General features: G+C 65.3%; 23 protein-coding genes. 10 read left to right on the top strand and 13 right to left on the bottom strand.

Features of this window, described 5'->3' with window-relative positions:
• Window positions 1-3 precede the first annotated feature (3 nt).
• From ACV7JP_RS15730 to ACV7JP_RS15720, 3 genes are all read right to left on the bottom strand, one after another.
• Window positions 4-1,026, bottom strand: a complete 1,023-nt coding sequence (locus tag ACV7JP_RS15730; protein WP_457796593.1) for a septal ring lytic transglycosylase RlpA family protein — start codon at window positions 1,024-1,026, stop codon at window positions 4-6.
• Window positions 1,027-1,345: 319 nt separating this feature from the next.
• Window positions 1,346-3,148: a single-stranded-DNA-specific exonuclease RecJ gene (gene recJ, locus ACV7JP_RS15725; RefSeq protein WP_457796592.1), complete on the bottom strand. Its 1,803-nt coding sequence runs from the start codon at window positions 3,146-3,148 to the stop codon at window positions 1,346-1,348.
• A gap of 26 nt (window positions 3,149-3,174) precedes the next feature.
• Entirely contained in the window at window positions 3,175-3,852 is a 678-nt protein-coding gene (locus ACV7JP_RS15720) for a MarC family protein (RefSeq protein WP_457796591.1), read from the bottom strand.
• A gap of 216 nt (window positions 3,853-4,068) precedes the next feature.
• Between ACV7JP_RS15720 and ACV7JP_RS15715 the strand changes: the two genes are divergently transcribed.
• Window positions 4,069-4,950: an aldose epimerase family protein gene (locus tag ACV7JP_RS15715; RefSeq protein WP_457796590.1), complete on the top strand. Its 882-nt coding sequence runs from the start codon at window positions 4,069-4,071 to the stop codon at window positions 4,948-4,950.
• A gap of 36 nt (window positions 4,951-4,986) precedes the next feature.
• Window positions 4,987-6,018, top strand: coding sequence for a cysteine synthase A (locus ACV7JP_RS15710; protein WP_457796589.1), 1,032 nt, complete (start codon window positions 4,987-4,989; stop codon window positions 6,016-6,018).
• A gap of 164 nt (window positions 6,019-6,182) precedes the next feature.
• Here the strand turns inward: ACV7JP_RS15710 and ACV7JP_RS15705 are convergent, their stop codons facing one another.
• Both ACV7JP_RS15705 and mobA read right to left on the bottom strand, forming a co-directional pair.
• Window positions 6,183-8,690, bottom strand: a complete 2,508-nt coding sequence (locus ACV7JP_RS15705) for a TonB-dependent receptor (protein WP_457796588.1) — start codon at window positions 8,688-8,690, stop codon at window positions 6,183-6,185.
• Between the two features lie 286 nt (window positions 8,691-8,976).
• Complete coding sequence (gene mobA / locus ACV7JP_RS15700; protein WP_457799108.1) at window positions 8,977-9,585, bottom strand: molybdenum cofactor guanylyltransferase MobA; 609 nt, start codon at window positions 9,583-9,585, stop codon at window positions 8,977-8,979.
• A 79-nt stretch (window positions 9,586-9,664) separates the two neighbouring features.
• On the opposite strand from mobA, the gene ACV7JP_RS15695 reads away from it, so the two are divergent.
• From ACV7JP_RS15695 to sciP, 3 genes are all read left to right on the top strand, one after another.
• On the top strand, window positions 9,665-10,048 hold the full coding sequence (locus ACV7JP_RS15695) for a thioredoxin family protein (protein WP_457796587.1): 384 nt from the start codon (window positions 9,665-9,667) through the stop codon (window positions 10,046-10,048).
• A gap of 1 nt (window position 10,049) precedes the next feature.
• Window positions 10,050-10,775, top strand: a complete 726-nt coding sequence (locus ACV7JP_RS15690; RefSeq protein ID WP_457796586.1) for a cytochrome c biogenesis CcdA family protein — start codon at window positions 10,050-10,052, stop codon at window positions 10,773-10,775.
• 263 nt (window positions 10,776-11,038) lie between these two features.
• Entirely contained in the window at window positions 11,039-11,314 is a 276-nt protein-coding gene (sciP, locus tag ACV7JP_RS15685; protein WP_016920503.1) for a CtrA inhibitor SciP, read from the top strand.
• Between the two features lie 171 nt (window positions 11,315-11,485).
• Here sciP and ACV7JP_RS15680 read toward each other — a convergent pair whose 3' ends face one another.
• Window positions 11,486-12,478 (bottom strand): UPF0104 family protein, encoded by a 993-nt coding sequence (locus ACV7JP_RS15680; RefSeq protein ID WP_457796585.1) that lies wholly within the window; start codon window positions 12,476-12,478, stop codon window positions 11,486-11,488.
• Between the two features lie 173 nt (window positions 12,479-12,651).
• Between ACV7JP_RS15680 and ACV7JP_RS15675 the strand changes: the two genes are divergently transcribed.
• Window positions 12,652-13,218: a Yip1 family protein gene (locus ACV7JP_RS15675; RefSeq protein ID WP_457796584.1), complete on the top strand. Its 567-nt coding sequence runs from the start codon at window positions 12,652-12,654 to the stop codon at window positions 13,216-13,218.
• A 7-nt stretch (window positions 13,219-13,225) separates the two neighbouring features.
• Here ACV7JP_RS15675 and ACV7JP_RS15670 read toward each other — a convergent pair whose 3' ends face one another.
• The 7 genes from ACV7JP_RS15670 to ACV7JP_RS15640 all read right to left on the bottom strand — a co-directional run bounded on the left by ACV7JP_RS15670 (window position 13,226) and on the right by ACV7JP_RS15640 (window position 18,698).
• Complete coding sequence (locus tag ACV7JP_RS15670; RefSeq protein ID WP_457796583.1) at window positions 13,226-15,271, bottom strand: ATP-binding protein; 2,046 nt, start codon at window positions 15,269-15,271, stop codon at window positions 13,226-13,228.
• Between the two features lie 81 nt (window positions 15,272-15,352).
• Window positions 15,353-15,835 carry a molybdenum cofactor biosynthesis protein MoaE gene (locus ACV7JP_RS15665; RefSeq protein ID WP_457796582.1) on the bottom strand — a complete coding sequence of 161 codons (483 nt, stop codon included), beginning with the start codon at window positions 15,833-15,835 and terminating at the stop codon, window positions 15,353-15,355.
• The gene (gene moaD, locus ACV7JP_RS15660; protein ID WP_457796581.1) at window positions 15,835-16,086 is read right to left on the bottom strand and encodes a molybdopterin converting factor subunit 1; all 252 of its coding nucleotides are present in this window, start codon (window positions 16,084-16,086) and stop codon (window positions 15,835-15,837) included. The genes ACV7JP_RS15665 and moaD overlap by 1 nt, the downstream gene beginning before the upstream one ends.
• Complete coding sequence (gene pgsA / locus ACV7JP_RS15655; protein ID WP_457796580.1) at window positions 16,083-16,691, bottom strand: CDP-diacylglycerol--glycerol-3-phosphate 3-phosphatidyltransferase; 609 nt, start codon at window positions 16,689-16,691, stop codon at window positions 16,083-16,085. Before pgsA ends, moaD begins: the two co-directional genes overlap by 4 nt.
• A gap of 109 nt (window positions 16,692-16,800) precedes the next feature.
• A complete protein-coding gene (locus ACV7JP_RS15650) occupies window positions 16,801-17,190 on the bottom strand; it encodes a DoxX family protein (RefSeq protein ID WP_457796579.1) in 390 nt (129 codons plus the stop codon).
• Window positions 17,191-17,197: 7 nt separating this feature from the next.
• Entirely contained in the window at window positions 17,198-17,794 is a 597-nt protein-coding gene (locus ACV7JP_RS15645) for a malonic semialdehyde reductase (protein WP_457796578.1), read from the bottom strand.
• Between the two features lie 133 nt (window positions 17,795-17,927).
• The gene (locus ACV7JP_RS15640) at window positions 17,928-18,698 is read right to left on the bottom strand and encodes a tetratricopeptide repeat protein (protein WP_457796577.1); all 771 of its coding nucleotides are present in this window, start codon (window positions 18,696-18,698) and stop codon (window positions 17,928-17,930) included.
• Window positions 18,699-18,940: 242 nt separating this feature from the next.
• Between ACV7JP_RS15640 and ACV7JP_RS15635 the strand changes: the two genes are divergently transcribed.
• The 4 genes from ACV7JP_RS15635 to ACV7JP_RS15620 all read left to right on the top strand — a co-directional run bounded on the left by ACV7JP_RS15635 (window position 18,941) and on the right by ACV7JP_RS15620 (window position 24,208).
• Entirely contained in the window at window positions 18,941-19,201 is a 261-nt protein-coding gene (locus tag ACV7JP_RS15635; protein ID WP_457796576.1) for an acyl carrier protein, read from the top strand.
• Between the two features lie 300 nt (window positions 19,202-19,501).
• Window positions 19,502-21,340: a dihydroxy-acid dehydratase gene (gene ilvD / locus ACV7JP_RS15630; protein WP_457796575.1), complete on the top strand. Its 1,839-nt coding sequence runs from the start codon at window positions 19,502-19,504 to the stop codon at window positions 21,338-21,340.
• Window positions 21,341-21,467: 127 nt separating this feature from the next.
• Window positions 21,468-23,366 carry a CHASE3 domain-containing protein gene (locus ACV7JP_RS15625; RefSeq protein WP_457796574.1) on the top strand — a complete coding sequence of 633 codons (1,899 nt, stop codon included), beginning with the start codon at window positions 21,468-21,470 and terminating at the stop codon, window positions 23,364-23,366.
• A gap of 80 nt (window positions 23,367-23,446) precedes the next feature.
• The gene (locus ACV7JP_RS15620) at window positions 23,447-24,208 is read left to right on the top strand and encodes a hypothetical protein (RefSeq protein WP_457796573.1); all 762 of its coding nucleotides are present in this window, start codon (window positions 23,447-23,449) and stop codon (window positions 24,206-24,208) included.
• Window position 24,209: the final 1 nt, after the last annotated feature.

The following is a 24,209-nucleotide window of genomic DNA, read 5'->3' as shown; positions in this document are numbered from 1 at the left end:
CGCTCAGTTGAGCGCCTGCCGCATGGGCGGGGTCGGGATCGCCGCCTCGTCACGGCCAAGCGAGGCCGGACGAACAGGCGGCAAGGGCGCCGCCTGAAAGGCCTTCATCTTTTCCTCCGCCGGGGCGGCGGACCGCGCGCCGCGGGTCGAGGCGACCGGCTCGGCGTCGACGCCGTCGTCGCGAGAGATCGTCGTCGTCTCCGGCAGCGGCTCGGGCCGGGCGTCCGGGGCGTAGGCCATCATCTCGGCCGTCTCGCCCACGGCCGGCTGCTGAACCGGCGGCGCGTCGTTCACGACCGGGCGGGCGGTCGGCTCCGGCGCGCGCTCGGCCAGCGCGGCCGCGCGAACCGGCTCCTGCCTCGCCGCGACCATGACCGGAGCGGCGCCCTCCATATTGGCGGGCTGGCCGTCGTCGCGCAGCGTCGCGAGAAGCTTGGCGTCGTCGTCGCCGGCAAGGTCCGCCTTGCCGATCCACTCCACCTTGACTTTGGCGGTGCCGGCCGAACGGAAGTCGAGCGCCTCGGCGACGCGCTGGGAAACGTCCATCACGCGGCCGCCATGGTACGGACCGCGATCGTTCACGCGCACGACGATGGAGCGCAAATTCTTGAGATTGGTGACCCGCGCATAGCTCGGCAGCGGCATGGTCGGATGGGCGGCCGAAATCGACTCGCGATCGAAGATTTCGCCATTGGCCGTGCGGCGGCCGTGGAAATCCGCGCCGTACCAAGACGCCGCGCCGGTCGCCGAGAACGGCTTCTCGCTGGGATAATAGGTCTGGCCGGCGATCTTATAGGGCTTGCCCACCATATAATTGCCGCCGCCCTTCGGAACCTCGTCCCCGTCCGCAATGACGCGCGGGCTGGCGCGGACGCCATATTTGGCGTCGACGCCGGAGCCGGAGGTGGAATATCCGAGGCCCGCATAGCGCGGCGAGTTGGCTGTAGAGGCGCATCCGGCGAGAGAGGCGAGAGAAAGAAGAAGGACCGATCGGCGGAGCGCGGCGACTGTCGGATCGAAGCTCATCAGCAAGCGCTTTTGCTCCCGGAATTCGGCAAATCGCATATGAACGGTCCTTGTCCCCGGCGGCTTTGCCGCCGTTCCGGATCCGCTCGCAGACCGGGCGGCGCCCTCGGACGCTCCCGATCACGCACATCCTTGATTCGACGCGCGTTGCGATGGGCCGGAGTTTCTCCCCGATTTCTGAACTTGCCGTTAACGTCACGGCCAGGCTGAGGCGAGACGCGGGCGGGAAACGGGCGAAATTGGGATTTTCCACATCGCCGGGCGCGGCAATGTCGCTTTTGCGACAGGCTGTGGCGCGATCGCCACAGCCGAAGGCGGCTTACCGATCGCGCGCGAGATCCACGATCCGCGTCTCGACCTTCTCCGCGCCACGGAACTGGTTGGCGGAGAGCCGCGCGGCGACGTGAAACATCTCGCCTCGCCCATGCAGCAGCGCGTCGCCGAGCGGCGAGCCGACGACCCGGAAGGCGATGGCCTCGACCGAGGCGCCGTCGCCCGAGCGCAGCCGCGCGCGGACATGGTTCTCGCCGACGATCATGGCGTCGGCGACGCGCTGCTCCGGCAAGGCGAAAAGCGGCTCGGGATTCCCCTGCCCGTACGGACCCGCCTGCTCGATTCTCCGCAAGACGTCCAAAGAGACGCCTCGCCCCGCGAGCGCGGCGTCGATCACCAAGGCGTCGGCGTCCCGCGCGGCTTCGACGGCCTCGGCGAGGACGTCATTCAGGAAAGCGCGGAATTCATCGACCCTGCCGCGCGCGAGCGTGACGCCCGCCGCCATGGCGTGGCCGCCGCCCTTGATCGCGAGACCGAGATCAACGCCGCGGCGAACGACCCGGCCAATGTCGACGCCACTTAAGCTTCTACCTGAACCTGATGCCGTTTCTCCATTAAAAGCAAATGCAAACGATGGTAAGTTAAAGCGTTCCTTCAAGCGAGCCGCGATCAGGCCGACCACGCCGGGATGCCAGTCCGGCCCTTCCACCACAAGACAGCTTAGCCGGTTCGACTTAAGAAATTGCGCCTCCGCCTGGGAGATCGCCTCCTCCAAGGCAAGCTTTTCGATCCCCTGCCGCTCGGCGTTCAGCCTGTCCAGTTCACGGGCGATCCGGTTCGCCTCGTCGGGGTCGGAGACCGTCAGGAGACGCGCGCCGAGCCCCGCATCGCCGATCCGGCCGCCGGCATTGATCCGCGGCCCGAGGGCGAAGCCGAGATGATGGACGCGCGGCGGCCCACCCATCCGGGCGGCGTCCATCAGCGCCGCGAGACCAGTTCGCGAACGGTTCCGCATGACCTGCAGCCCCTTCACGACGAAAGCCCGATTGAGCCCGACGAGGGGCGCGACGTCGGCCACGGTCGCCAGGGCGACGAGATCGAGGGCGGCGAGGAGGTCCGGCGCCGGGCGGGAATTCCCCCACCATCCGCCCGCCCGCAATCGGCGGGTCAGCCCGGCGAGCGCCAGAAAGACCACGCCGGCGGCGCAGAGCGCCCCCTGCCCCGCAATATCGTCCTGCCGGTTCGGATTGACGATGATGGCGGGCGGCAGCTCCTCGGGCGCCTGATGATGGTCCAGGACGATTACGTCGAGGCCGAGCTCTCGGGCGATCTTGAACGGCTCGTGGCTGACCGTGCCGCAATCGACCGTGACGAGGAGCGTCGCGCCCCGGCCGGCTAGCGCCCGGATGGCCTCGCTATTCGGCCCATAGCCTTCGAAGATGCGGTCGGGAATGTGCAGGAAGGGCTCCGGCGCGCCGGCCGCGCGCCAATAATCGACGAGCAGCGCGGAGGAGCAGGCGCCGTCCACGTCGTAATCGCCGAAAATGGCGATCTGCTCCCCCGTTTCGACGGCGTAAGCCAGGCGCTCGATCGCCGCGTCCATCCCGGTCAGCGTCGAAGGGTCGGGCATCAGCTCCCGAAGCGTGGGGTCGAGATAGCGGGCCGCCTCCGCCACGCCGACGCCCCGCCCCGCGAGAATGCGCGCCAGCAGGTCGTCGATTCCATGGGCCTGGGTCAAGGCGAGGGCCGTCGCCTCGCCGGCCGCGTCGAGCCGCGCCCGCCAGGGACGTCCGAGAATGGAGCGCTCGACGCCCAGAAAAGGGCGCGCGCCGCCGAGAGGTGCGTTCATCCGACTACTTGAAGTTGAGAAAGAGGTTAAAGCACAACCTTGACTCCATGCGTCCCGAGCGCGCCGACAATGCCGTCGAAGACGAGCGACACGCCCATGGCCGAGACGAAGAATCCGACAATCCGGGTGATCGCGTCTATGCCCATGCGGCCGATGGAGGCGACGAGCCGCCCCGCATAAGCCAGGCAGACGTAAGTGACGAAGATGGCGAGGATCGCCGCTGCGAGGATCGCCGCATAGGCGACCGTCTCGTTCGGCGCGCGCTCTATGTTCGTCATCATGCTGAGCACCGTGGCGATGACGCCGGGCCCGACCATGAGCGGCATGGCGAGCGGCATGAAGGCGATATTGTCGTCCGGCCCGGCGCTCAGAAAGGCCCCTTGGCCCGAGCCCGACGGCGCGAACAGCTCGAAGCCGATCCGCGTCAGCACGATGCCGCCGGCGATGCGCACCATGTCGAGCGAAACGCCGAATATTTTCAGCACGAAGGCTCCAAAGAACAGGAAGAACAGTATGAGCAGCAGCGCATAGAGGGAGGCGAGAAAGGCGATGCGCTTGCGTCCCGCATCGTCCTTGTCATGGGTCAGGGAAAGGAAGACCGGCAGGGCCTCCAGCGGGTTGATGACCGCCAGCATCGTCGTGAAGGTGCTGAGGAAAAGCGGCAGGATGGGGTTGAGCCCGACCGGACCAAGACTGGAAGCCACTTTGCCGACACTCCCTGGATCACGCCGCGGCGGAACCGCCCAATCGTGGAAAAAAGCGGCCGCGCATCTTGCGAGAAGCCGGCGTCTTTTGGCCCCACGCGCTTAAATTCGAACCCTGGCGAAGCCGAAGGGTTGGAGAGGAGCCTATTGCCCCGGCCCCTCGCCCTCAAGAGCGCGGGGCGGCGGAGCCGTCCAAAACTGTGTAAAGGTCATCCCATGAGCGACGCGATTCTTCTCGAAGCCGACGGCGATACGGCCGAAATCCTGCCCTTCGGCGCAGAGCTCGCCGCCTGGCGGGCCGATGGCGTGGACATGATCTGGGCGAAGGACCCCATGGTCTGGGGCCAGACCGCGCCGATCCTCTTCCCCGTCGTCGGCTGGACCCGCGACGGAAAGGTCACGGTCGAGGGCCAGAGCTACCCGCTGGCGCTCCACGGCTTCGCCTGGAAGAAATGTTTCGAGATCGCCGAGCGGCGCGCCGACTATCTCCGCCTCGTGCTGTTCGACGATGCGGAGACCCACGCGCTTTACCCCTTCGCCTTCCGCTTCGAGGTCGAGTTCAAGCTCAACAAGAGCGCGCTCGACAATAATCTGATCGTGACCAACGCCGACGCCCGGCCCCTGCCCTATGCCTGCGGCCTGCATCCCGCCTTCCGCTGGCCACTCGCGGGCTCGACCGCCGAGCACGCCGTCATTTTCGAACTGGATGAAAACCCGGACGTGCCGGTCATCGGCCCCGGCGGCCTGTTCATGAAAGAGACCAAGCGCACGCCGCTCGCCGGCGCCCGGATGCCGCTCGACCCGCCCATCTTCGCCCGCGACGCGCTCTGCTTCCTCAATATCAGGAGCCAAAGCCTCGTCTTCGACAATGGCGCCGGCGCGCGGCTCAGGGTGGCGCTCGAGGACTTCCCCCATGTCGGCTTTTGGACGCTGCCGCCGGCTCCCTATCTCTGCATTGAGCCCTGGACCGGATATGGCGATCCGGAGGATTTCCACGGCGACCTCTATGAGAAGCCTTCCATGCGGATTCTCCAGCCGGGCGAAAGCGCGCGCCACGGCGCCAGTTTTGCGTTTGAGCGGAGCGCCTCTTCCGGCTAGGAAAGGGCTTTCCCGACCCGACAGGAATCAGCTTTCATGACCATCGCCCCCAGCGTTATCGAGGCCATTGGCCGCACGCCGCTCATCGAACTGCGCGCCGCCTCGAAAGCCACTGGGTGCCGCATTTTCGGCAAGGCGGAATTCATGAATCCCGGCGGCTCGGTGAAGGACCGCGCCGCGCTCTTCATCGTGCAGGACGCCCTGGCGAAGGGGACGCTCAAGCCGGGCGGCGTGATTGTCGAGGGCACGGCGGGCAATACGGGCATTGGCCTCGCACTCGTCGCAAACGCCATGGGCTTCCGCACGGTCATCGTGATCCCGGAGACCCAGAGCCAGGAAAAGAAGGACATGCTGCGTCTGCAGGGCGCGCAGCTCGTCGAAGTGCCGGCGGTCCCCTACGCCAATCCCAATAATTACGTGAAGCTCTCCGGCCGCCTGGCCGAGCGGCTCGCGAAGGAAGACCCGGCCGGCGCCGTCTGGGCCAATCAGTTCGACAATGTCGCCAACCGCGAGGCCCATATCGCGACCACGGGACCGGAGATTTACGAGGAGCTCGGCGGCGAGGTGGACGGCTTCGTCTGCGCCTGCGGCACGGGGGGCACGCTCGCCGGCGTCGGCATGGCGCTGAAGGCGCGAAATCCGGAGATCAGGATCGGCCTCGCCGACCCCTTCGGCGCCGCGCTCTATTCCTATTATACGAGCGGCGCGCTGAAGGCCGAGGGCTCCTCCATCACCGAGGGCATCGGCCAAGGCCGCATCACCGCCAATCTCGAAGGCGCGCCGGTCGACGTCGCCTATCAGATTCCCGACGGCGAGGCGCTCGACATCGTCTTCGATCTCGCCGAGCATGAGGGTCTGCTGCTCGGCGGCTCGTCGGGGATCAATGTGGCGGGCGCCATCCGCCTCGCGCGCGACCTCGGCCCCGGCCACACCATCGTCACGATCCTCGCGGACGGCGGCGCCCGCTACGCATCGAAGCTGTTCAACGTCGAGTTCCTGCGCGGGCTGAACCTGCCGACGCCGAAATGGCTGGAGAAGCAGGTGGCGATCGACCCGGGATTTGCGTGATGCCGGTTCCGTTTGATTCATTCGCCGTGCGGCCCCTGGATTGCTTCGCTTCGCTCGCAATGACGGCCGCACGGCGAATGAATCAAACGGAAACCGTATAAGGCAAAAAAGGACGCCCTCGGGGACCGAGGGCGCCAAGTCGGGAGTGCCACAAGAGTGGTAGATCAATACAAAGAGATACGCAGAGTTCCTCCTATCGTTCGCGGGAAGCGGTAAAAGTTCAGCGTCGCCGGCGCCGTCGCCGTGCCGGGATCGATCGCCACGCCATTGCTGATAATCGGCAATTGATTGGTCAGGTTCTTCACCCATACGTTGAGGCTGTACCGCTCGTCTTCGGTCTTCAGTCCGAAGCCGAGATTGGTGATGGCGTAAGCGGGCTGCCAATAGCGGAAGACCGCGTCGGGATTGGTCACGAGCGTCTTGTCCAGCCAGGCGACGTTCGCATAGGCGAAGCCGGTCAGCGGCCCGGTCCACCACTCGCCATTCCCTTCGAAAAGCCGGCCCAATTTCTTTTCGTAATTGACGCCGGCGTTGAACGAAAAGGCCGGCACGCCATTGAAGCGCGTATTGCTGCGGCTGACCTGCGTCGGCGCCGGAAGGCCGGCAAACGGCCCGGTGGCGGCGATGGCGCTCCAGGTCCAGGCCGCGTCGAGCGGCGCGTCCTTGAAATCGATCCACCGCGCCTCCGTGATCGCGCCGGAAAAGTTGAACCAAAGTCCTTCCCAGGCGTTCCAGCGGCCGTCGAATTCGAGGCCGCGCAGGCGCGCATGCGGCGCGACGCCAAGATAGGTCTGCCTCGTCGGGACGCCATTGGCGTCCACGACGGATGTGTCGACGAAATTCGTCTGGAAATTATAGATGTCGTTCCAGTAGAAATTGGCGTTGACGACGAGGCCGCCATCGTACCAGTTGGTCTTGACGCCGAGCTCGTAGTCCCATGACGTTTCGGGCGCGGTGAGAACGGGCTGGAATTTCTGGAACACGCCGCCGACGAAAATCGCCTGGGCGCCGGTATTGACGGCGCCGGCCTTTTCGCCACGGCCCACAAGCCCGTAGACCATGACGTTTTCGTTGTACTTATATTGCGGGTTGAAGATGCCGGTGATCGCGTTGAGCGTGGCCTTCTGTCCGCCCGTATCGTAGAAGCGCTGCCCGCCCGCCGCGACGATCGCCGCCTGCTGCTGCGCCACCGAGCCATTGCCCGGGACAATCGTGATCCAACTGAAGTTGGAGCCGGACCGGACCTCCCAACTGTCGCGCAGGCCAAAGGTCAAAGCGAGCTCTTCATTGACGTGGTAGGTCGCGTTTCCGTAAACGGCGAATTGCAGATCGCGCGCCTTGCCGTCGCGGTTGCTCGCCATGTCGCGCAGCAGGAAGGGCACGGGCGTCACCACGCCATTGTTGATCGCGCCGAACCATCTGGCGGCGTCTCCGCCGTAAATCGTGTTCGCGCGGTTCCAGACATAGTCATAGAAGGCGAAGAAGCCGGTCTGCCATTCGAGCGGCTGGTCGCGCGGCGAGGTCAGCCGGAATTCCTGGGAGAACTGGTCGACGTAAGTGTCGGACGCGCCCTTGCTGATCTCCGTCAGATTATTGCCCCGCGAGTTGCGCGGCAGCAGCCGGAAATTTCCGTAGGCGCTGATGGAAGTGAAGACGTTCTCGCCAATATTGTAGTTGAGCTCGTTCGAAACGATATGAAGGCGCTGATCGAGCGTGCCGTTGTCCGTATTGAGCGGAGACCGGGGATCGAGCGTCAATAGAGGCAGGCCCAGGCGCTGCCGAAGATTGAGCGAATAGGATCGCGCGGGCCGCGTGCCGTTCCAGAAGACCTGGAACGTGTCGGCGTAAGGCCCGCTGCTATTGTTGTTGTATTCGTGCGACTGGGAAATATTGAAAATGAACCTGTCGGTGAAATTGTCGCCGACATAGAGCAACTGCCCGCGCGCGCCCCAGCGATTATTGTTCAGGAGGGTCGCCCCGGAGACTTGATCGCTGAACCAGCCGTCGCCGCGGTCATAATAAGCCGCGATGCGATAGGCGAGCTTGTCGTCGATGATGGGACCCGTGACATTCACCTGCTGAAGCACGTGCGAATAGCTGCTGAACTGCGTCTCGAAAGTCGCTTTGCGCTGGAACGACGGCATTTGCGTGCGGATGACGAAGCTGCCGACCGTCGTGTTCTTGCCGCCGGCCGTGCCTTGCGGGCCCAGGGCCACTTCGGCCGACTCGATGTCGATAAAGTTCGCCCATTGGAACCCGACATGTTTCAGAAACACATTGTCGAGCATGAAGCCCGTGTCGAATTCCGCGCCGTCGCCCGTTCCGGCGCCCGCGCTGACGCCGCGGATCGCCGGGCGCGCCGTACGCGGATTGCCGGAGCCGGGATTGTAGTTCGGAATCTTCTGGGCGAAGTCCTCGAGTCGGTAGAGCTGCTCCCTCTGGGCGGTCTTGGGGTCGACCACCACGATCGGCCGTGAAATTTTCTCGACCTGCATCTTCCGTTTCGAGAGCTCGCCCGGCTTGTCCTTGTCGCCGCCGCTGACGATGACCTCCTGGACCTGAGCCTCCTCCGCACTGGCCGCGCCGTCCCATGAGCCCAATGCGACAATGGCGCCCAGAACCGTGCCGGACAGCAGCCGACCTCTCAACCCCTTCGATGCATTCAACATCATCACGCCTCTTATTTTCATATTTCTCTAGTATGAAAATATGGTTTTAGAAACACAAGCCAGCAATGTTGCAGCTTGCCAAATTTGCGCTGGCCTGTTGCAAATTTGCGACATTTACATGCATTTCGCATATAACGACGCGGCGGCGCCACGGCCGCAATAAGCTTGGCGTCGCCTTAAATTATATTAAGTTAGTATGATTATAGCGCTCGACGCCGGTCATACGGCTCGACCGGCCATGCAAACTCTCTTGCGGCGCACACGACGCCTCGTTTGCGGATATGCGCGATCAGCCGGCGGCGAAAGCGTTCGCCGTCTCCACGTCCTCGGGCCGATTCACATTGAAGAACGGGTCGAACGGCTCCATCGGCCATTCCACATTCACATTCGGATAGTTCGCGATGAAGGCCGAGACTTTCCGCACGCCCTCCTCGACCAGCGCCCGCCGCAGCGCGGCGCGCAGCTCCACCGGCCAGAGCGCCACCGCGTGATGCGCGCGGTCTCCGGATTTGGCCACGGCGATGCGCGCATCGGCGCTTTTGCGCGCCTCATAAAGCCTCTTGACGAGGTCCGTCGGGAGGAAGGGCGTATCCGCCGGCGCGCTGACAATGTCCGTTACGTCCGGACGCGCGGCCGATGCATAATCCATCCCCGCCAGCACGCCGGCGAGCGGGCCGGCGAAACCCTCGACGCTGTCGGCCACGACCGGCAGGCCGAAGGCCGCAAAGCGCGCCGGATCGCCATTGGCGTTGACGACGAGCCCGGCGCATTGCGGCCCGAGGCGGTCGATGGCGTGGGCGACGATCGGGCGCCCGCCGATCTCGAGGAGCGGCTTGTCTCCGCCGCCCATCCGCCGCGCGAGACCGCCCGCGAGTAGAATTCCGATACATTGCCGCATGAGTTCTTCGCCCATCTTGCGCAAACCGCCCGCGCGCTCGATTTAGCTTATTGCAGCGCTTTGCAAAAAGGAGCCTTTCATGTTGTCACGCCGTGGCCTTCTCGCCGCCGCCGCTTTTCTCGCCGCCATGTCCGCCGTCTCCGCCGCCGAGACGCCCTTCTCGCAGGAAGCCTTCGCCGCCGCGCGGGCCGCGGGAAAGAGCGTCATCATCCATATATACGCCCCCTGGTGCCCGACATGCCGGGCGCAGGAGCCGATCCTGCGCCGGCTGGAGTCCGATCCGAAATTCTCCGAGGTCGAACGTTTCCGCGTGGATTTCGACGGGCAGAAGGACGCCGTTCGGGCGCTGAAGGCGACGAACCAGAGCACGATCATCGTTTATAAGGGCGCGAAGGAGGTTGGCCGCTCCGTCGGCGAGACGGATGAAAAGGCGATTTCCGCCCTGCTCGACAAGGCGCTCTAGAATGGCCGCCGGGACGCTCGGGCTCGCCTTCCTCGCCGGGCTGCTCTCGGCGCTGTCGCCTTGCGTGCTGCCGCTGCTGCCCCTCGTGCTCGGCGCGGCGGCGGCGGAGCATAAATGGGCGCCGGCTCTTCTTGCGCTCGGGGTCGCCTTGTCCTTCGTCGCGATCGGACTCTTCGTTTCGCTCGTCGGATTCTCGATCGGACTGGACGGCGACGCCTTTCGCCTCGCCGCGGCGGCGCTGATGATCGCGCTCGGCGTCGTTCTGACGGTCCCCGCCCTCCAGGCGCGCGCCGCCGCCGCGGGCGGGCCGGTCAGCGACCGGCTGAACGCGGCCTTCGGCGGCGCGGGCGCGTCGGGCGGCGCCTTCGGGCAATTCGGCGCCGGCCTCCTGCTCGGCGCCGTCTGGAGCCCCTGCGTCGGTCCGACGCTCGGCGCGGCCTCCGTGCTCGCGGCGCGCGGCGAAGACTTGCTCGCCGTCGCCGCGACGATGGGCGTCTTCGGCCTCGGCGCCGCTACGCCGCTCCTGGCCCTGGGCCTTTTATCCCGGCAAGCTTTCGCGCGCTGGCGCAATCCGCTGCTCGCCGCCGGCAAGCGGCTGAAACAGGCGCTCGGCCTTCTCTTCGCCGCGCTCGGCGTCCTAATCCTCAGCGGCGCCGACAAATCGCTCGAAGCCGCGCTCGTCGCCGCCTCGCCGGAATGGCTGACGGCCTTGACGACGCGGTTCTGAAGGCTTTTCAGCTAAAACCGCCGCCCCGCCTTTAACGGCCGTTAACGATACTTTTCTCCTGTGCGATTATCCCCGCGAGCGGCCCGGCGCGCCGCCCGGCCGCGAAACCGGCGGAATTCCGGCAAGAGCGCGACGCCCGGGAATATTTGCTAAATTTCGGTTTAAATTGGATTGCGTATGGACCAAGCGCGTTTAGGCAAATCTTAAAGGCGTGTGCGCTACAAGATCGCTACTGTGTGGTCGTAGAGTATGCGAGTAATGATATGACCGAGACGCATCGTCCGCGTGTCAAATATGTCATCGGCCCCGACGGCAGCCCGCTCACCATTGCGGACCTTCCCCCGCCGACGACGAAGCGTTGGGTCATTCGCCGGAAGGCGGAAGTCGTCGCCGCCGTGCGCGGCGGGCTCCTCTCCCTCGACGAAGCGTGCAGCCGCTATACGCTGACCGTCGACGAGTTTCTAAGCTGGCAGATGTCGATCGACCAGCACGGCCTCGCCGGCCTGCGCACGACGCGCCTCCAGCAATACCGGATGTAATCGCTTATCTCTGCGTCCGCCACGAGAAAAAGCCGGTCCTCTCACGGGCCGGCTTTTTCTCGCGCCAGCGTGAGCTAATGGCTCGAATTGACAGCGAACGCTTGATTGTCGCCGTCATTGCGAGGCGGCGCAGCCGCAGAAGCAATCCGCCGCGCCAGATCGCAGGCCCCGCTAGCCTTGCGGCGGGCCCTCCGCCGCCCTGGTTTCGCCCCGCCATTTCTCGACGAGCTTCTTGCGCTCGAACAGGGCGACGACGACCAGCGCCGCGAGCAGCGGGATGATGAGATAGAACAGGCGCCAGACCAGGAGCGCCGCGAGCACCTGCAGGCGCGGGACGTCCGGCATCAGATTGATGAAGAGCAGCTCGAAGACGCCGAGGCCCCCGGGCGCATGCGAGACGAGCGCGGCCGAGAAGGACAGGAGAAAGGCGCCGAGCACGACGATGTAGCCCGGATTCCCCTGCTCCGGCAGCGCGAAATAGATGATGCCCGCCGCGCCGATCAGCTCCGCCGGCGCCGCGAAGAGCTGGCGGACCATGATCTCGGGACGGGGATAGAGAATTTCGAACTTGCCGAAGCGGAACGGCTTGAAGTGCATCAGCGAGCCGGCGACGTAGACCGCGACGAAGCCGAGGCACAGAAGGCCCACGGTGCGCGCCGTATGCGGATGGGTGAGCATGTCCGGCAGAAAGCCGGAGAGGCGCTGCATCATCGCCGGATCGTAGGTCAGCAGAATGCCGCCGAGCAGCACATTGCCGAAGCCGAAGGTGTAGGAGCAGAGCACGACCAGCGCCGCCACCTGCGTCGCCGACAGCCCTTTGGAGGAATAGGCGCGATAACGCACCATGGCGCCCGAAAAGACGCTCGCGCCGATATTGTGGGAGAGCGCGTAGGTCGTAAAGGAACAGACCGAAATGAAGATCCACGATATATGTCTTACGCCGAGATGGAGCAGCGCGATCTGGTCGTACCAGGCGAGCGCCGCATAAGCGAGGAGCGTCGAGAGCGCCGCGAAGAAATAGTCGCTCGCCGGAATGGCCTTCAGATAGGCCCAGACCTCGGTTCCGACCGACTCCCCCTGAAACTCGTGATAGAGCAGGTAGAAGGAGGCGGCCACCGCGGCGAGCCCGACGACGGGCCAGAAAAATTCAGCCAGTTTTCTCATGCAGCCTATCGCGTTAGACGTAACCGTCGGGCTTCGACAGCGGGGCCGCTACTGGCCTGCGCACTCCCTCGCATGTAAGGAAGCGGCGGGCAAGCGCCAAGTGCCAGTCGCTAAGCGCCAGCGGCCGGACGCCGGCCGACAGCGTCGGGCGCGGCTCCAAAAGGAGGGAAGCCATGAAGGGTCTGATCTCGCGGGTCAAAGGCCTGATCCTGACGCCTCAAAAGGAATGGGCGCTGATCGAATCCGAAGATACCTCCGTTATAGAACTCTATCGTGACTATATTGTAATTCTCGCCGCCATTCCGCCTTTCGCGAGCTTTCTCGGCGCCTGGCTCTTCGGCGCCCATGGCCTGCACCCGACCTTCCTTGCGGGCCTGTTCCGCGCAAGCGTGCAATATGCGCTGAGCCTCCCCGCCCTTTTCGCCATCGCCTTCATCATCTCGATGGCGGCGCCGCATTTCGACGGCAAGAGCGACGACCGGCGGGCCTTGATGCTCGCGGCCTATTCCTACACCCCGGCCTGGCTGGCCGCGCTATTCGGGCTCGCGCCCGGTCTGCGCTTCCTGGACGTGCTTGGCTTCTACGGCGTCTATGTCTTTTCCCTCGGCCTCACGCGCATGATGCGCGTGCCCAAGGACAATCTCGACGTCTTCACGCTCGTGACGCTGTTCGTCACCGTCGCCATGGGCGCGGCGCATGCGTGGGTCGTCTCTCTGATCGCGCCGGCGCAACTGATATAGAAGCCCTCTATGAGCGAAGGACGAGCGCCCGTTCGATGTCGCGGAGCGAGGCGGGCTTGACCATGTGGAGATCGAAGCCGGCGTCCCGCGACTTCTCGCGCGCGCTCTCGCCGCCCCAGCCGGTGAGCGCGATCAGCGTCGCTGCCTCGCCCGCTTTGGTCGCTCGGAGCCGCCGCGCCGTTTCATAGCCGTCGAGCCCCGCCATGCCGAGATCGAGAAAGACGGCGTCGGGCGCCGAGGCGACGACCGCCTCGATTCCGCTCTCGCCGTCAAAGGCGACGCGAACCTCGAGACCCTGCGCCCGAAGCAGCATCGCAAGGCTTTCGGCGGCGTCCCTGTTGTCGTCGATGACGACGACCCGAGAGGCCAGGCGCGCCGGCCGCGGCGCCGCGCTCGCCTCGGGGCGCGCCTCGGACTCTCCGGCGAGCGGGAGCCGCAGGATGAACCGGCTGCCTTTCCCCGCGCCCTCGCTTTCGACGGCGACCTCGCCGCTGTGAAGGCGGACGAGCTTGCGCACCAGAGAGAGCCCGATGCCGAGACCGCCCTGGGCGCGGCCGAGCGTCCGATTGACCTGCGCGAAGAGATCGAAGACGTGGGGCAGCATGTCGTCGGGAATGCCAAGGCCGTTATCGACGACGTTCAGCACCGCCTCGTCGCCCGATCGCCGCAGATCCAACTCGGCGCGGCCGCCCGCCTCCGTATATTTGGCGGCGTTGTTGAGGAGATTGGCGACGACCTGAGTGAGGCGCACGGGATCGGCGACGACCATCAGGGGCGCGTCCGGCCACGTGACCGACAGGAGGACCCCGCTCGCCTCGAAAAGCTGCTGGCTCGCTTCGACGGCGTGACGGACGATGTCGACGAGATCGACCCATTCGCGTTTCAGCTCGATCTTGCCGCTCCGAATGCGGGACACTTCGAGAAGGTCGTCGACGAGGCGGACCATGTGGTCGACCTGCCGCTCCATCATTTCCTGGATGCGGGGCGTCTGGTCCGCGCCGCGCCTCATCGCCATCAGGCCTGTGCGGATCGGCGCGAGCGGGTTGCGCAATTCATGCGCGAGGGTGGCCAGGAACTCGTCCTTGCGCCGATCGACGTCGCGCAGCGCCTGCTCCATTTTGAGGCGGACCATGGCCAAGGAGACGAGCTGCGAAACGGCGTGCATCACCTCGACGTCGTCGTCGTTGAAGCTCTGGCGCGTCCTCGTGCCGAAGGCCAGCGTCCCGAGCAACTGGCCTTGCGACATGAGCGGGTGGCAGCAATAGGACTTGATCCCGTAGGAATCGGTGAGTTCGGTCCGTATGTCGTCGGTCGTCGGGATGCGTTGGGCGGCGGCGCATTCCCGGCTGCGCGCGACGCAGCCGCAGGGGGCAGAGCCGAAATCGAGCCACTCGAACCGCGCGGCCTTCTCCTTCGGAATGCCGGCGTAGGCGTTGAGATGCAGGCGCCCCGCCCCTTCGACGACAAAGTTGAAAAAGATCTGGCAGTCGAGGAACCGCATCACATCGGCGCACAGCGCCTCCACGACGCTTTGGACGTCGCTGGACTGCAGGAGCCGCGCCCCTGTTCTCGAAAGAAGCTCGTTGCGGCGTACGCTCCACTGCAGGGCCTTTTCGATATTTTTCCGATCCGTGATGTCCTGCGTCACGCCGAACCCGCCGAGCAGGGCGCCGTCGGAATCGAATTCGAGACAGGCTTTCTCGCGGACCCATTTTACCTGTCCGCCGACGACGATCCGATGCTCGATGTCATAGGGCGCGCCGCGCAGCGCCGCCATCCAGCTTTCGTGGACGAAGACGCGGTCGTCGGGATGAACGGCGGCGAGGAATGTCTGATAACTCTGCGGCGTCCCTCTCGGAGCGCCGAAAATGCGGTAATTCTCCTCGGACCAAGTGAGGATGTTTTTCCTCACGTCGAGCCGCCACCAGCCGATCTGCCCCAGCTCCTGCGCGCGCGCGAAATTCTCCCACAGCCCCCAGCTTTTGCCCGTGGTCTCAAGGGATGCGGCAACAGGCGTCTCGCGTCCGTCGGCGACCTTTGAATCCTTGTTCATGGCGTCCCTTCTACGCCTGAGGATTTCAAAAATTGAAATGGATCAGCTTTTCAGGCAAGCTAAGCACTAGAAATATCATGTTCAGGACGCGTCGCCGTCCCAACGCGCCGCCGCGGCGTCATCCTCGCCCTTGGCGGCCACCCAGCCGCCGTCCGTTCCGTCGGCGCGGCGCTCCTTCTTCCAGAAAGGCGCGCGGGTCTTGAGATAATCCATCAGAAATTCGGCGGCCGCGAAGGCCTCGCCTCGGTGGCGGGCCGCGGCGACGACGAGAACGATGCGCTCGCCGGGACGGATGACGCCGTAACGGTGGATCGCCGTGAGGCCGATCAGAGGCCAGCGCGACAAAGCCTCGTTCGCCACGCGGAGCATCTCCTGCTCCGCCATGCCGGGATAATGTTCGAGCTCCAGCGCGGCGAGCGTCCCCTCCTCGTCGCGGCAGAAGCCCGTGAAGCTCACCACCGCTCCGACGTCGCGCCGGCCGGCGGTCAGCAACGACTCCTCGCGGGCGGGATCGAAATCCTCCGCCTGGACGCGGACCGAGGGCGAAATCGTCGAGGCCCGCATCAGCCGCCGGTCATCGGCGGGAAGAAAGCGATCTCGCGCGCGCTGGCGATGGGCGCGTCCGGGGCGACATGGGTCTTGTCGATCGCGGCGCGGATCGTCTTGGGGTTGGCGAAGGCGGCCGCATAGCCGTCGCCGCGCGCCGCCAGCCACTCGAGAAGCTGGCGCACCGTCTCGACCTCGCGCGGGGGCGCGATTTCTTCCTCCGAAAGCCCGATCCGCTCGCGAACCCAGGCGAAATACACCGCCTTCATGACCGCTCGTCTTCCGCGAAATGCGCGAACGCCGCCTGCATATAGTCGAAGCCCGTATATAGGGTGAGCACCGCGGCGGCCCAGAGCATGGCCGAACCGATCTTGACCGAGCCGGGCAGGATGGCCTCGCCCGCCGGCCCCGCGATGAAAAAGCCGAGGGCCACGAGCTGGAAGGCGGTCTTCCACTTGGCGATGGCCGAGACCGGAAGGCGCACTTTCAGCTCGGCGAGATACTCCCGCAGCCCGGAGACGAGAATCTCGCGGCACAATATGATGATGGCCGCCCAGATGGTCCATCCGGCGAGCGTCTGGTTGGCCACGACGACGAGCAGCGTCGCCGCGACGAGGAGCTTGTCGGCGATCGGGTCGAGCATTCGGCCGATGGGCGACTGCTGATGCCAGGCGCGCGCCAGATAACCGTCGAAAAAGTCGGTCACGGCCGCCGCCGTGTAGACGCCGAGCGCGGTCCAGCGCGCCCAGTCCTCGTTGGGCGCGAGCAGCAGACCCGCCACCACCGGCACCGCGACGCAGCGCCCATAGGTGAGGAGATTCGGTAGCGCCCATACATGCGATCGGCGCTTGGTCGTGACTGCCGTCTCGGTCATGTCCGCAAGGGAATAGGTCGCCGACGCTTCTTGTCAATAGATTTGGCCGCGCTCTCGTTTTCGGCCGATCCCCGGCCGCCGCCGGCGCGTGCGGCGCACAAACGAACGCCTACTCCTTGTCCAGCGCGAATTTCCCAGGCCCCGCGACGGAGAAGAACAGGAAGACGAAGCAATAGAGCGCCGCCAGCTCGCCCTTATTGTGGAGAGGCCAAAACGCCTCGAGCGCATGGAAGCCGAAATAGGCCACCGCCATCTCGCCCGACAGAACGAAAGCGACCGGGCGCGTGAAGAGCCCGACGAGCATCAGCGCCCCGCCCACGAGCTCCAGCACGCCGCCGACTCCGAGCACGGACAGCAGCCTGAGATTGTCGAACATGGCGACATGCGGATAGCCGAAGAGCTTGGCCGTTCCGTGCTGCATGAAAAGCAGGGCCGTCGCAATGCGCAGCAGCCCCTGCGCATGCGGCGCAAAACGCTCGGGGATGATTCGAAACGTCATGGGCGCCTCAAATGATTTTGGCCATGTCCTCGAAGGCGAAGCGCGGCCCGCGCGGATAGAGCTTCGCGGGATCGCCATAGCCAATATTGATCAGGAAATTTGATCGCACCTTGGCGCCGGCGAAAAATTCGGCGTCGACCTTCGCCTTGTCGAAGCCGCTCATCGGCCCGGCGTCGAGACCGACCGCGCGCAAAGCGAGAATGAAATAGCCGGCCTGCAGCGTGCCGTTGCGAAAGGCCGTCTCCTCGATCAGCGCGTCATTGCCCGCGAACCAGGAGCGCGCATCGGTCGCGGGATAAAGGAACGGCAGATGTTCGTGGAACTCAAGGTCGTAGCCGATGATCGCGGTCGCGGGCGCGGCCATGGTCTTGTCGTGATTGCCCGGAGACATGGCCGGCGCGAGACGCGCCTTCGCCTCTGGCGAGCGCACGAAAAGGACGCGCATCGGGGAGCAATTGGCGCTGGTCGGCCCCCATTTGGCGTAATCGACCGCAAGCTCGAGGAGGGAATCCGGCACCTCCTTATCGAGCCAGCCATTATGGGTCCGCGCGCCGGTGAAGAGCTGCTCCATCGCCTCCGGCGTGAGATGCTTCGCGTCGCTCACTTTGCTTTCCCTTTCGCCGAAAAACCGAGGAGTCGCCCCCGCCGAGGCGCAGCTTCCCTCTCTAACCCGCCCACCGAAAGGGGGAAGGCCGGAGTGGGGTCCAACCTGTCGGGCCAGTCGAAGCGACCCGTCACTATATATCGCGTCCTTCAACTTCTATGCGCAGGCGCTCCTCGTTCTTGCGAAGCGACTCGTTGCGCGGCTCGATCTCCATCGCCTTGCGATAGGCGCCGAGCGCCCGTTTCTTTTCCCCGGCCTTTTCGGCGAGGCCGCCGATCGCCTCCAGCGCGTCGAAGCGCTTCGGCTCGAGCCGCGCCGCCGTCTCGAGATCCGCCAAGGCGCCCGCGACGTCGCCCTCCGCGGCCATAACGCGCGCCCGGCGGACGAAACCCTCCGACCAGTTGGGAGATAGGGCGACGACGTAATCCAGCAAAGCTTTGGCGAGAGACGGCGCGCCGGCGACCTCCGCCGCGAGGGCGCGCGCCGCGAGAAGGTCGATCGTATCGGAGCCCGATTGCGACCAGCGGCGCAGAATGGCGGCGCCTGCGGATTGCGATTCGCGCTCGTCCTCGGCGTTGAACATGCGGCCGAAGAGCCGGTCCAGTTCCTGCGCCCGCCGCTCCTCGGGCGATTTCGGCGGCGCGGGCGGGGGATTGGCGGCCTTCGGGCCGAGACGCCCGGGCGAGAGACTGTCCTGCGGGTCCGGCGCGTCGCCGGGGCCGAAGCCGCGCGCTCCCGGCGGCAACGGAATCCTGCCGATGCCGGGAATGAACAGGAAGTTCCCGCCCCGCTCGTCGTCTCCGAGCGTCGGAGGGGCGAGCGGCGGCGGCTCGTCCTGGCCCGAGGCCGTCGACGGACCGCAAGAGAGGGCGATCAAAATCAGGAAGCCGCCAAGTCCTCTCATCTCGCCACCCCGAAGCAACGCGCCCGCGCCCGCCAAGATCGACCCGCCCGAAGTTAACCTCACATTAACCTAACCATATAGGAAATTCGGTCGAATTTTCCGCGAATTCATTTTCGGTTCAGGGAGGGCGCCCCAATTTCTTTCCATGATATTCACGATTGCCTGCCACGATCGCGAACATCACTTCAAACGAAGCCTGCGGCACGCGCAAACGCCCTGCGCGCGCTTTTGGAGTTGACGCCATGATCGAGACCATTCGCCGTCTTCTACAAGAAAACGGTCGCCTGCATAGCCCGATCGAAACCCTGTCCGACAACGCGGACCTTTATGAGGCGGGCCTGACCCCCTTCGCCGCGATCCGCACCATGCTGGCGATCGAAGAAGCCTTTGACGTCGAGTTCCCGGTGACCATGCTCCGCCGCCAGAGCTTTTCCACCGTCAACGCGATCGTCGCCTGCCTCAACCAGCTAAAGCCCGCCGCCGTCGCCCGCCAGGCCGCGTAACGTCTCGCAAGCGCTAAATCTCCAGCGCAACGTCTTTTTCTCAAAGCCCGAAAGCTCGCGGCCCAGCTCCCGCCGACTTTCGGGCTTGTGCTTTTTAAGATGGCTTGCCCGTCTTGCGGCGGCGCGTCCGTTCGGGCGACGCCCTGGGACCCACGCCACAACCTCGCGCCCTCCGCAATTTCCCGGGCGCAACCCAGAAGCGAATTATGATATAGTGGCATAGAAGCGCCCGAAGGTTGCGAGGGCGCGCGGCCTGGGCTATCGCCTCACGAAAACTCGCAGCCAAGAAAGCGAATATAGATGCCCCCCTATCGTTCCCGCACCACCACTCACGGCCGCAACATGGCGGGCGCGCGCGGCCTTTGGCGCGCGACGGGCATGAAGGAAGAGGATTTCGGCAAGCCGATCATCGCCGTCGTCAACAGCTTCACGCAGTTCGTGCCCGGCCACGTTCATCTCAAGGACCTGGGCCAGCTCGTCGCCCGCGAGATCGAGAAGGCCGGCGGCGTCGCGAAGGAGTTCAACACCATCGCGGTGGACGACGGCATCGCCATGGGCCATGACGGCATGCTCTATTCCCTGCCCTCGCGCGAGATCATCGCCGACAGCGTGGAATATATGGTCAACGCCCATTGCGCCGACGCGATGGTCTGCATCTCCAATTGCGACAAGATCACCCCCGGCATGCTGATGGCGGCGCTGCGCGTCAACATTCCCGCGGTCTTCGTCTCCGGCGGCCCGATGGAGGCCGGCAAGGTCGTGCTCGCCGGCAAGGAGCATGCGCTCGATCTCATCGACGCGATCGTCGCCGGCGCGGACGACAAGGTGGCCGAGAGCGACGTGAAGGCCATCGAGCGCAGCGCCTGCCCGACCTGCGGCTCCTGCTCGGGCATGTTCACCGCGAACAGCATGAACTGCCTCACCGAGGCGCTGGGCTTCTCGCTGCCCGGCAACGGCACGATCGTCGCCACACACGCCGACCGCAAGCGCCTCTTCGTCGAGGCTGGGCATCTCATCGTCGATCTCGCGCGCCGTTATTACGAGCAGGACGACGCCAGCGCGCTGCCGCGCGGCATCGCGACCTTCGAGGCGTTCGAGAACGCCATCGCGCTCGACATCGCCATGGGCGGCTCGACCAATACGGTCCTGCATCTCCTCGCCGCCGCCCATGAGGCCGAGGTGAACTTCACCATGGCGGACATCGACCGCATGTCGCGCCGCGTGCCGGTGCTCTGCAAGGTTGCGCCCTCCGTGCCGGACATCCATATGGAGGACGTGCATCGCGCCGGCGGCGTCATCGCCATTCTCGGCGAGCTGCACCGCGCCGGGCTGATCCATGGCGACCGGCCGACCGTCCACAGCGCCACCATGGCGGACGCCGTCTCGCGCTGGGACATCGGCGTCACGACGAGCGAGACGGCCAAGGCCTTCTTCCGCGCCGCGCCCGGCGGCGTGCCGACGCAGGAGGCCTTCAGCCAGGACCGCCGCTACGACGCGCTGGACGATGACCGCGAAAAGGGCGCGATCCGCGACGCCGCCCACGCCTTCTCCAAAGATGGCGGCCTTGCGGTGCTCTTTGGAAACCTGGCCGAGGACGGCTGCATCGTGAAGACGGCGGGCGTCGACGAGTCGATCTTGAAATTCTCGGGCCCCGCCCGCGTCTTCGAGAGCCAGGACGCCGCGGTCTCCGGCATTCTGACGGGCGCCGTGAAAGAAGGCGACGTCGTCGTCATCCGCTATGAGGGTCCGCGCGGCGGTCCCGGCATGCAGGAAATGCTCTATCCGACGAGCTATCTGAAATCTAAGGGACTCGGAAAGGCATGTGCGCTGATCACGGATGGGCGCTTCTCGGGCGGCACGTCGGGCCTCTCCATCGGCCATGTCTCGCCGGAGGCGGCGGAAGGCGGAACGATCGCGCTGGCGCAGGACGGCGACCGCATCGAGATCGACATTCCCAACCGGAGGATCGCGCTGGCCGTGAGCGAGACGGAACTTTCCGCCCGCCGCGCGGTTCAAGCCTCCAAGGGATTCCAGCCCGCCAGCCCACGCCACCGCAAAGTCTCCACAGCGCTGCGCGCCTACGCCGCGATGACGACGAGCGCCGCGCGGGGGGCGGTGCGCGAGGTTCCCGAGTCGTAATCGTCCCCGCGTGGGAGGGCGGGGCCTCGCAGCGCATGCGAGGCCCGGAACACAGGGTCGTCGGCGACGCCGGCGGCGATCAATGCGGCGCATAAATTCGCCTGATCGGTTTGCTACTGGAACGCGCATGGCCGCGACGCGAAAGTACCTGCCCTTCGAGACAGTCAGTCTGATCGTGGCCTTCGCCATTCTGGCGTCGGCGGGGCTCGTCACCATACGCACGGAGGAGCATCGCCGCGAAAGCGGCGCGATGGTGCGGCACACGCTGCAAATCGAGACCGCGCTGCACCGGCTCAATAGCGAGGTCCGCCGCGCGGAGAGCGAGGAGCGCGGCTCCATCATTACGCGCGGAGCCGATAATTTCACGCTGAAGGCGGACCTCTCCACTCTCATCGAATCACAGCTCATCGAGCTCGGCGCGCTCGTCGTCGACGATTCCGAACAGGCCGAGCGGCTCGCCGCGCTGCGCCCGGCCTTGCAGGAGCGCCTCCGTCTTCTCGAACGCAAGCTCGATCTGATCAAGGCCGGCCGCTTCGACGAGGCGGCGGAAGTCGTCCGTTCGGGCCAAGGCAAGGCGCTGATGGATCAGATCGACGCGCTGATCAACGACATGGTCGCGGCTGAGGAAGATCTTTATCGCAGCCGCGAGGCGCGCATGTCGCAAGCGACCGATTCCCTTCAGGCCGCGATCGGCACGATGATCGTGCTGCTGGGATTCGTCGGCGCCTTCTCGGTGCTTCTCACCCACAAGCAGATCACCGCGCTGCGCAGGTCGAGCGAGTCTTTGAAGCTCGCCTATAATGAGCTGATCACGGAATCGACGAAGCGCGGCGCGCTGGAAGCCCAGCTCCGACAATCCCAGAAGCTCGAGGCGCTCGGCCAGCTCGCCGGCGGGATCGCGCATGACTTCAACAATATGCTGGGAGTCATCGTCGCGAGCCTCAATATTCTGCGCCGCAAATTGCAGAGAAAGGAGGACGGGATCGACCAGATGATCGATTCCGCTTTGGACGGCGCCGATCGCGCAGCCAAGCTCGTCCACCGGCTCCTCGCCTTTTCACGCATTCAGCCGCTCAATCCCACGCCGCTCGACGCCAACCAGCTCGTCACCGGCATGTCGGCGATTCTTCAACGGACGCTCGGCGCGCCCGTGCAACTGGCGACCGTGCTCGACCGGAACCTCTGGCCGACGAAAGTCGACGCCAACGAGCTCGAAAGCGCCATCCTCAACCTCGCCGTCAACGCCCGCGACGCCATGCCCAAGGGCGGACAGCTCACGATCGAAACGGCCAATACGGAGCTCGACGAGGACTATGTCGCCGAGAATCCCGACGCCAGGCCCGGCCAGTATGTGGTCATTTCCGTCTCCGATACGGGCGCGGGAATGACGCCCGAAGTGATCGCGAAGGCCTTCGATCCGTTTTTCACCACCAAGCCCATCGGGAAGGGCACCGGGCTCGGCCTTTCCCAGGCGCATGGCTTCGTGCGGCAGTCGGGCGGGCACGTCACGATCTATTCGGAAGTCGGCCAGGGAACGTGCATCAAGCTTTATCTCCCCCGCTATCTCGAAGACAATGCGGAGGCCCAGCCCGCGGCGCCCGAGCCCACGCAGGAGGAGTTTCCGCGGGGGCGGCCGGAGGAAATCGTCCTCCTCGTCGAAGACGACGACAATGCGCGGCGGGTCGCGTCGCAGGGCGTGCGCGAGCTCGGCTACACCGTGCTAGAGGCCGGGAGCGGCAAGGATGCGATCCAGATCATCCGCGCGCGCGCCGATATTTCGCTGATGATCACGGACGTCTTCATGCCGGAGATGGACGGCGCGCGGCTCGCGCGCGAGGCCGTGTTCCGCCGTCACGCCCTGCATGTGCTCTTCATCACCGGCTATTCCGAGCACGCGATCATGCGCAACGGCATACTCGACCCGGACGTGAATCTGCTCACCAAGCCCTTCACCCTCGCGCAGCTCGCGCGCAAGATACGGGACGCGCTCGACGGCAAGGCGAACCTCCCCGCCGGGACGCGGTAGGCGTCCTTCGTCTCAGCTTGCAATTTTCATCGCCAGGCGCGACGCTGGCCTCTGTTGTCCTGTTGATTTCAGAGGCGCATATGGCCGATGGCGGCGTTCTCAAGGAGAAATTCGTCAGCTTCGTGTTCACGAGCCTGCTCGCGGGCGTCGTGACCACGAGCTTCACCTATAAGAGCTGGCGGGAGCAGACGCGTCTCGATCTCGCCAAGAGCCGTCTCGGCGAGGCGACGAAAAGCTTCGACCGCGCGTCGCAGCTCATGTCGGCTCGAGTGTTCCATTCCTACCGGATCGCCAGCGGCGCGGATGGCGACGACGACGCGACTTTCGCGGCGAAGCTCGAAAAATACGACAAGGTCATCGAGGATTGGAACGTCGCCTATCCCGATCTCGTGCAGGACTTCCAGTTCGCGCTCGAGATCGACGAGAACGGCCGCACGCTTCCCTATCACGACGTCAACACGAACGAGTTCGACAAGATGCTGCGGTGCCGCCACGCTTTCGGCGGGAGCAACGGCCCGAAGGAAGCCGACTGGCGCAGCCCGACCTGGCGTCTCGCGGCCCTGCATCATTGCTTCATCGAGGCGAAGGTGAAAAGCCGCGCGCTGGCGCTGCGGCAGAAGCCCGCGCCCCAAGCCGGGCTGGTGAAGATCGCGGAGAAGGCCCTGCCGCCGCCCGCCGAAAGCGCGGAGGCGCGCCGCCAAAAGCTCGACGCGCTCGATATCGACATCGACGATCTCAAGACCCATGCCGACGAGGTGCGCGTCGCCGGCAAGAAGGCGATTGCGCGCCTGCGCGACGCGACGGAGACGCGCGGCTTTATCGAGTTCCTGAAAAGCTGGTGAA

This window comes from Methylocystis sp. S23 (assembly GCF_054106005.1).
This window is presented reverse-complemented; position numbering and strand designations above follow the sequence as displayed.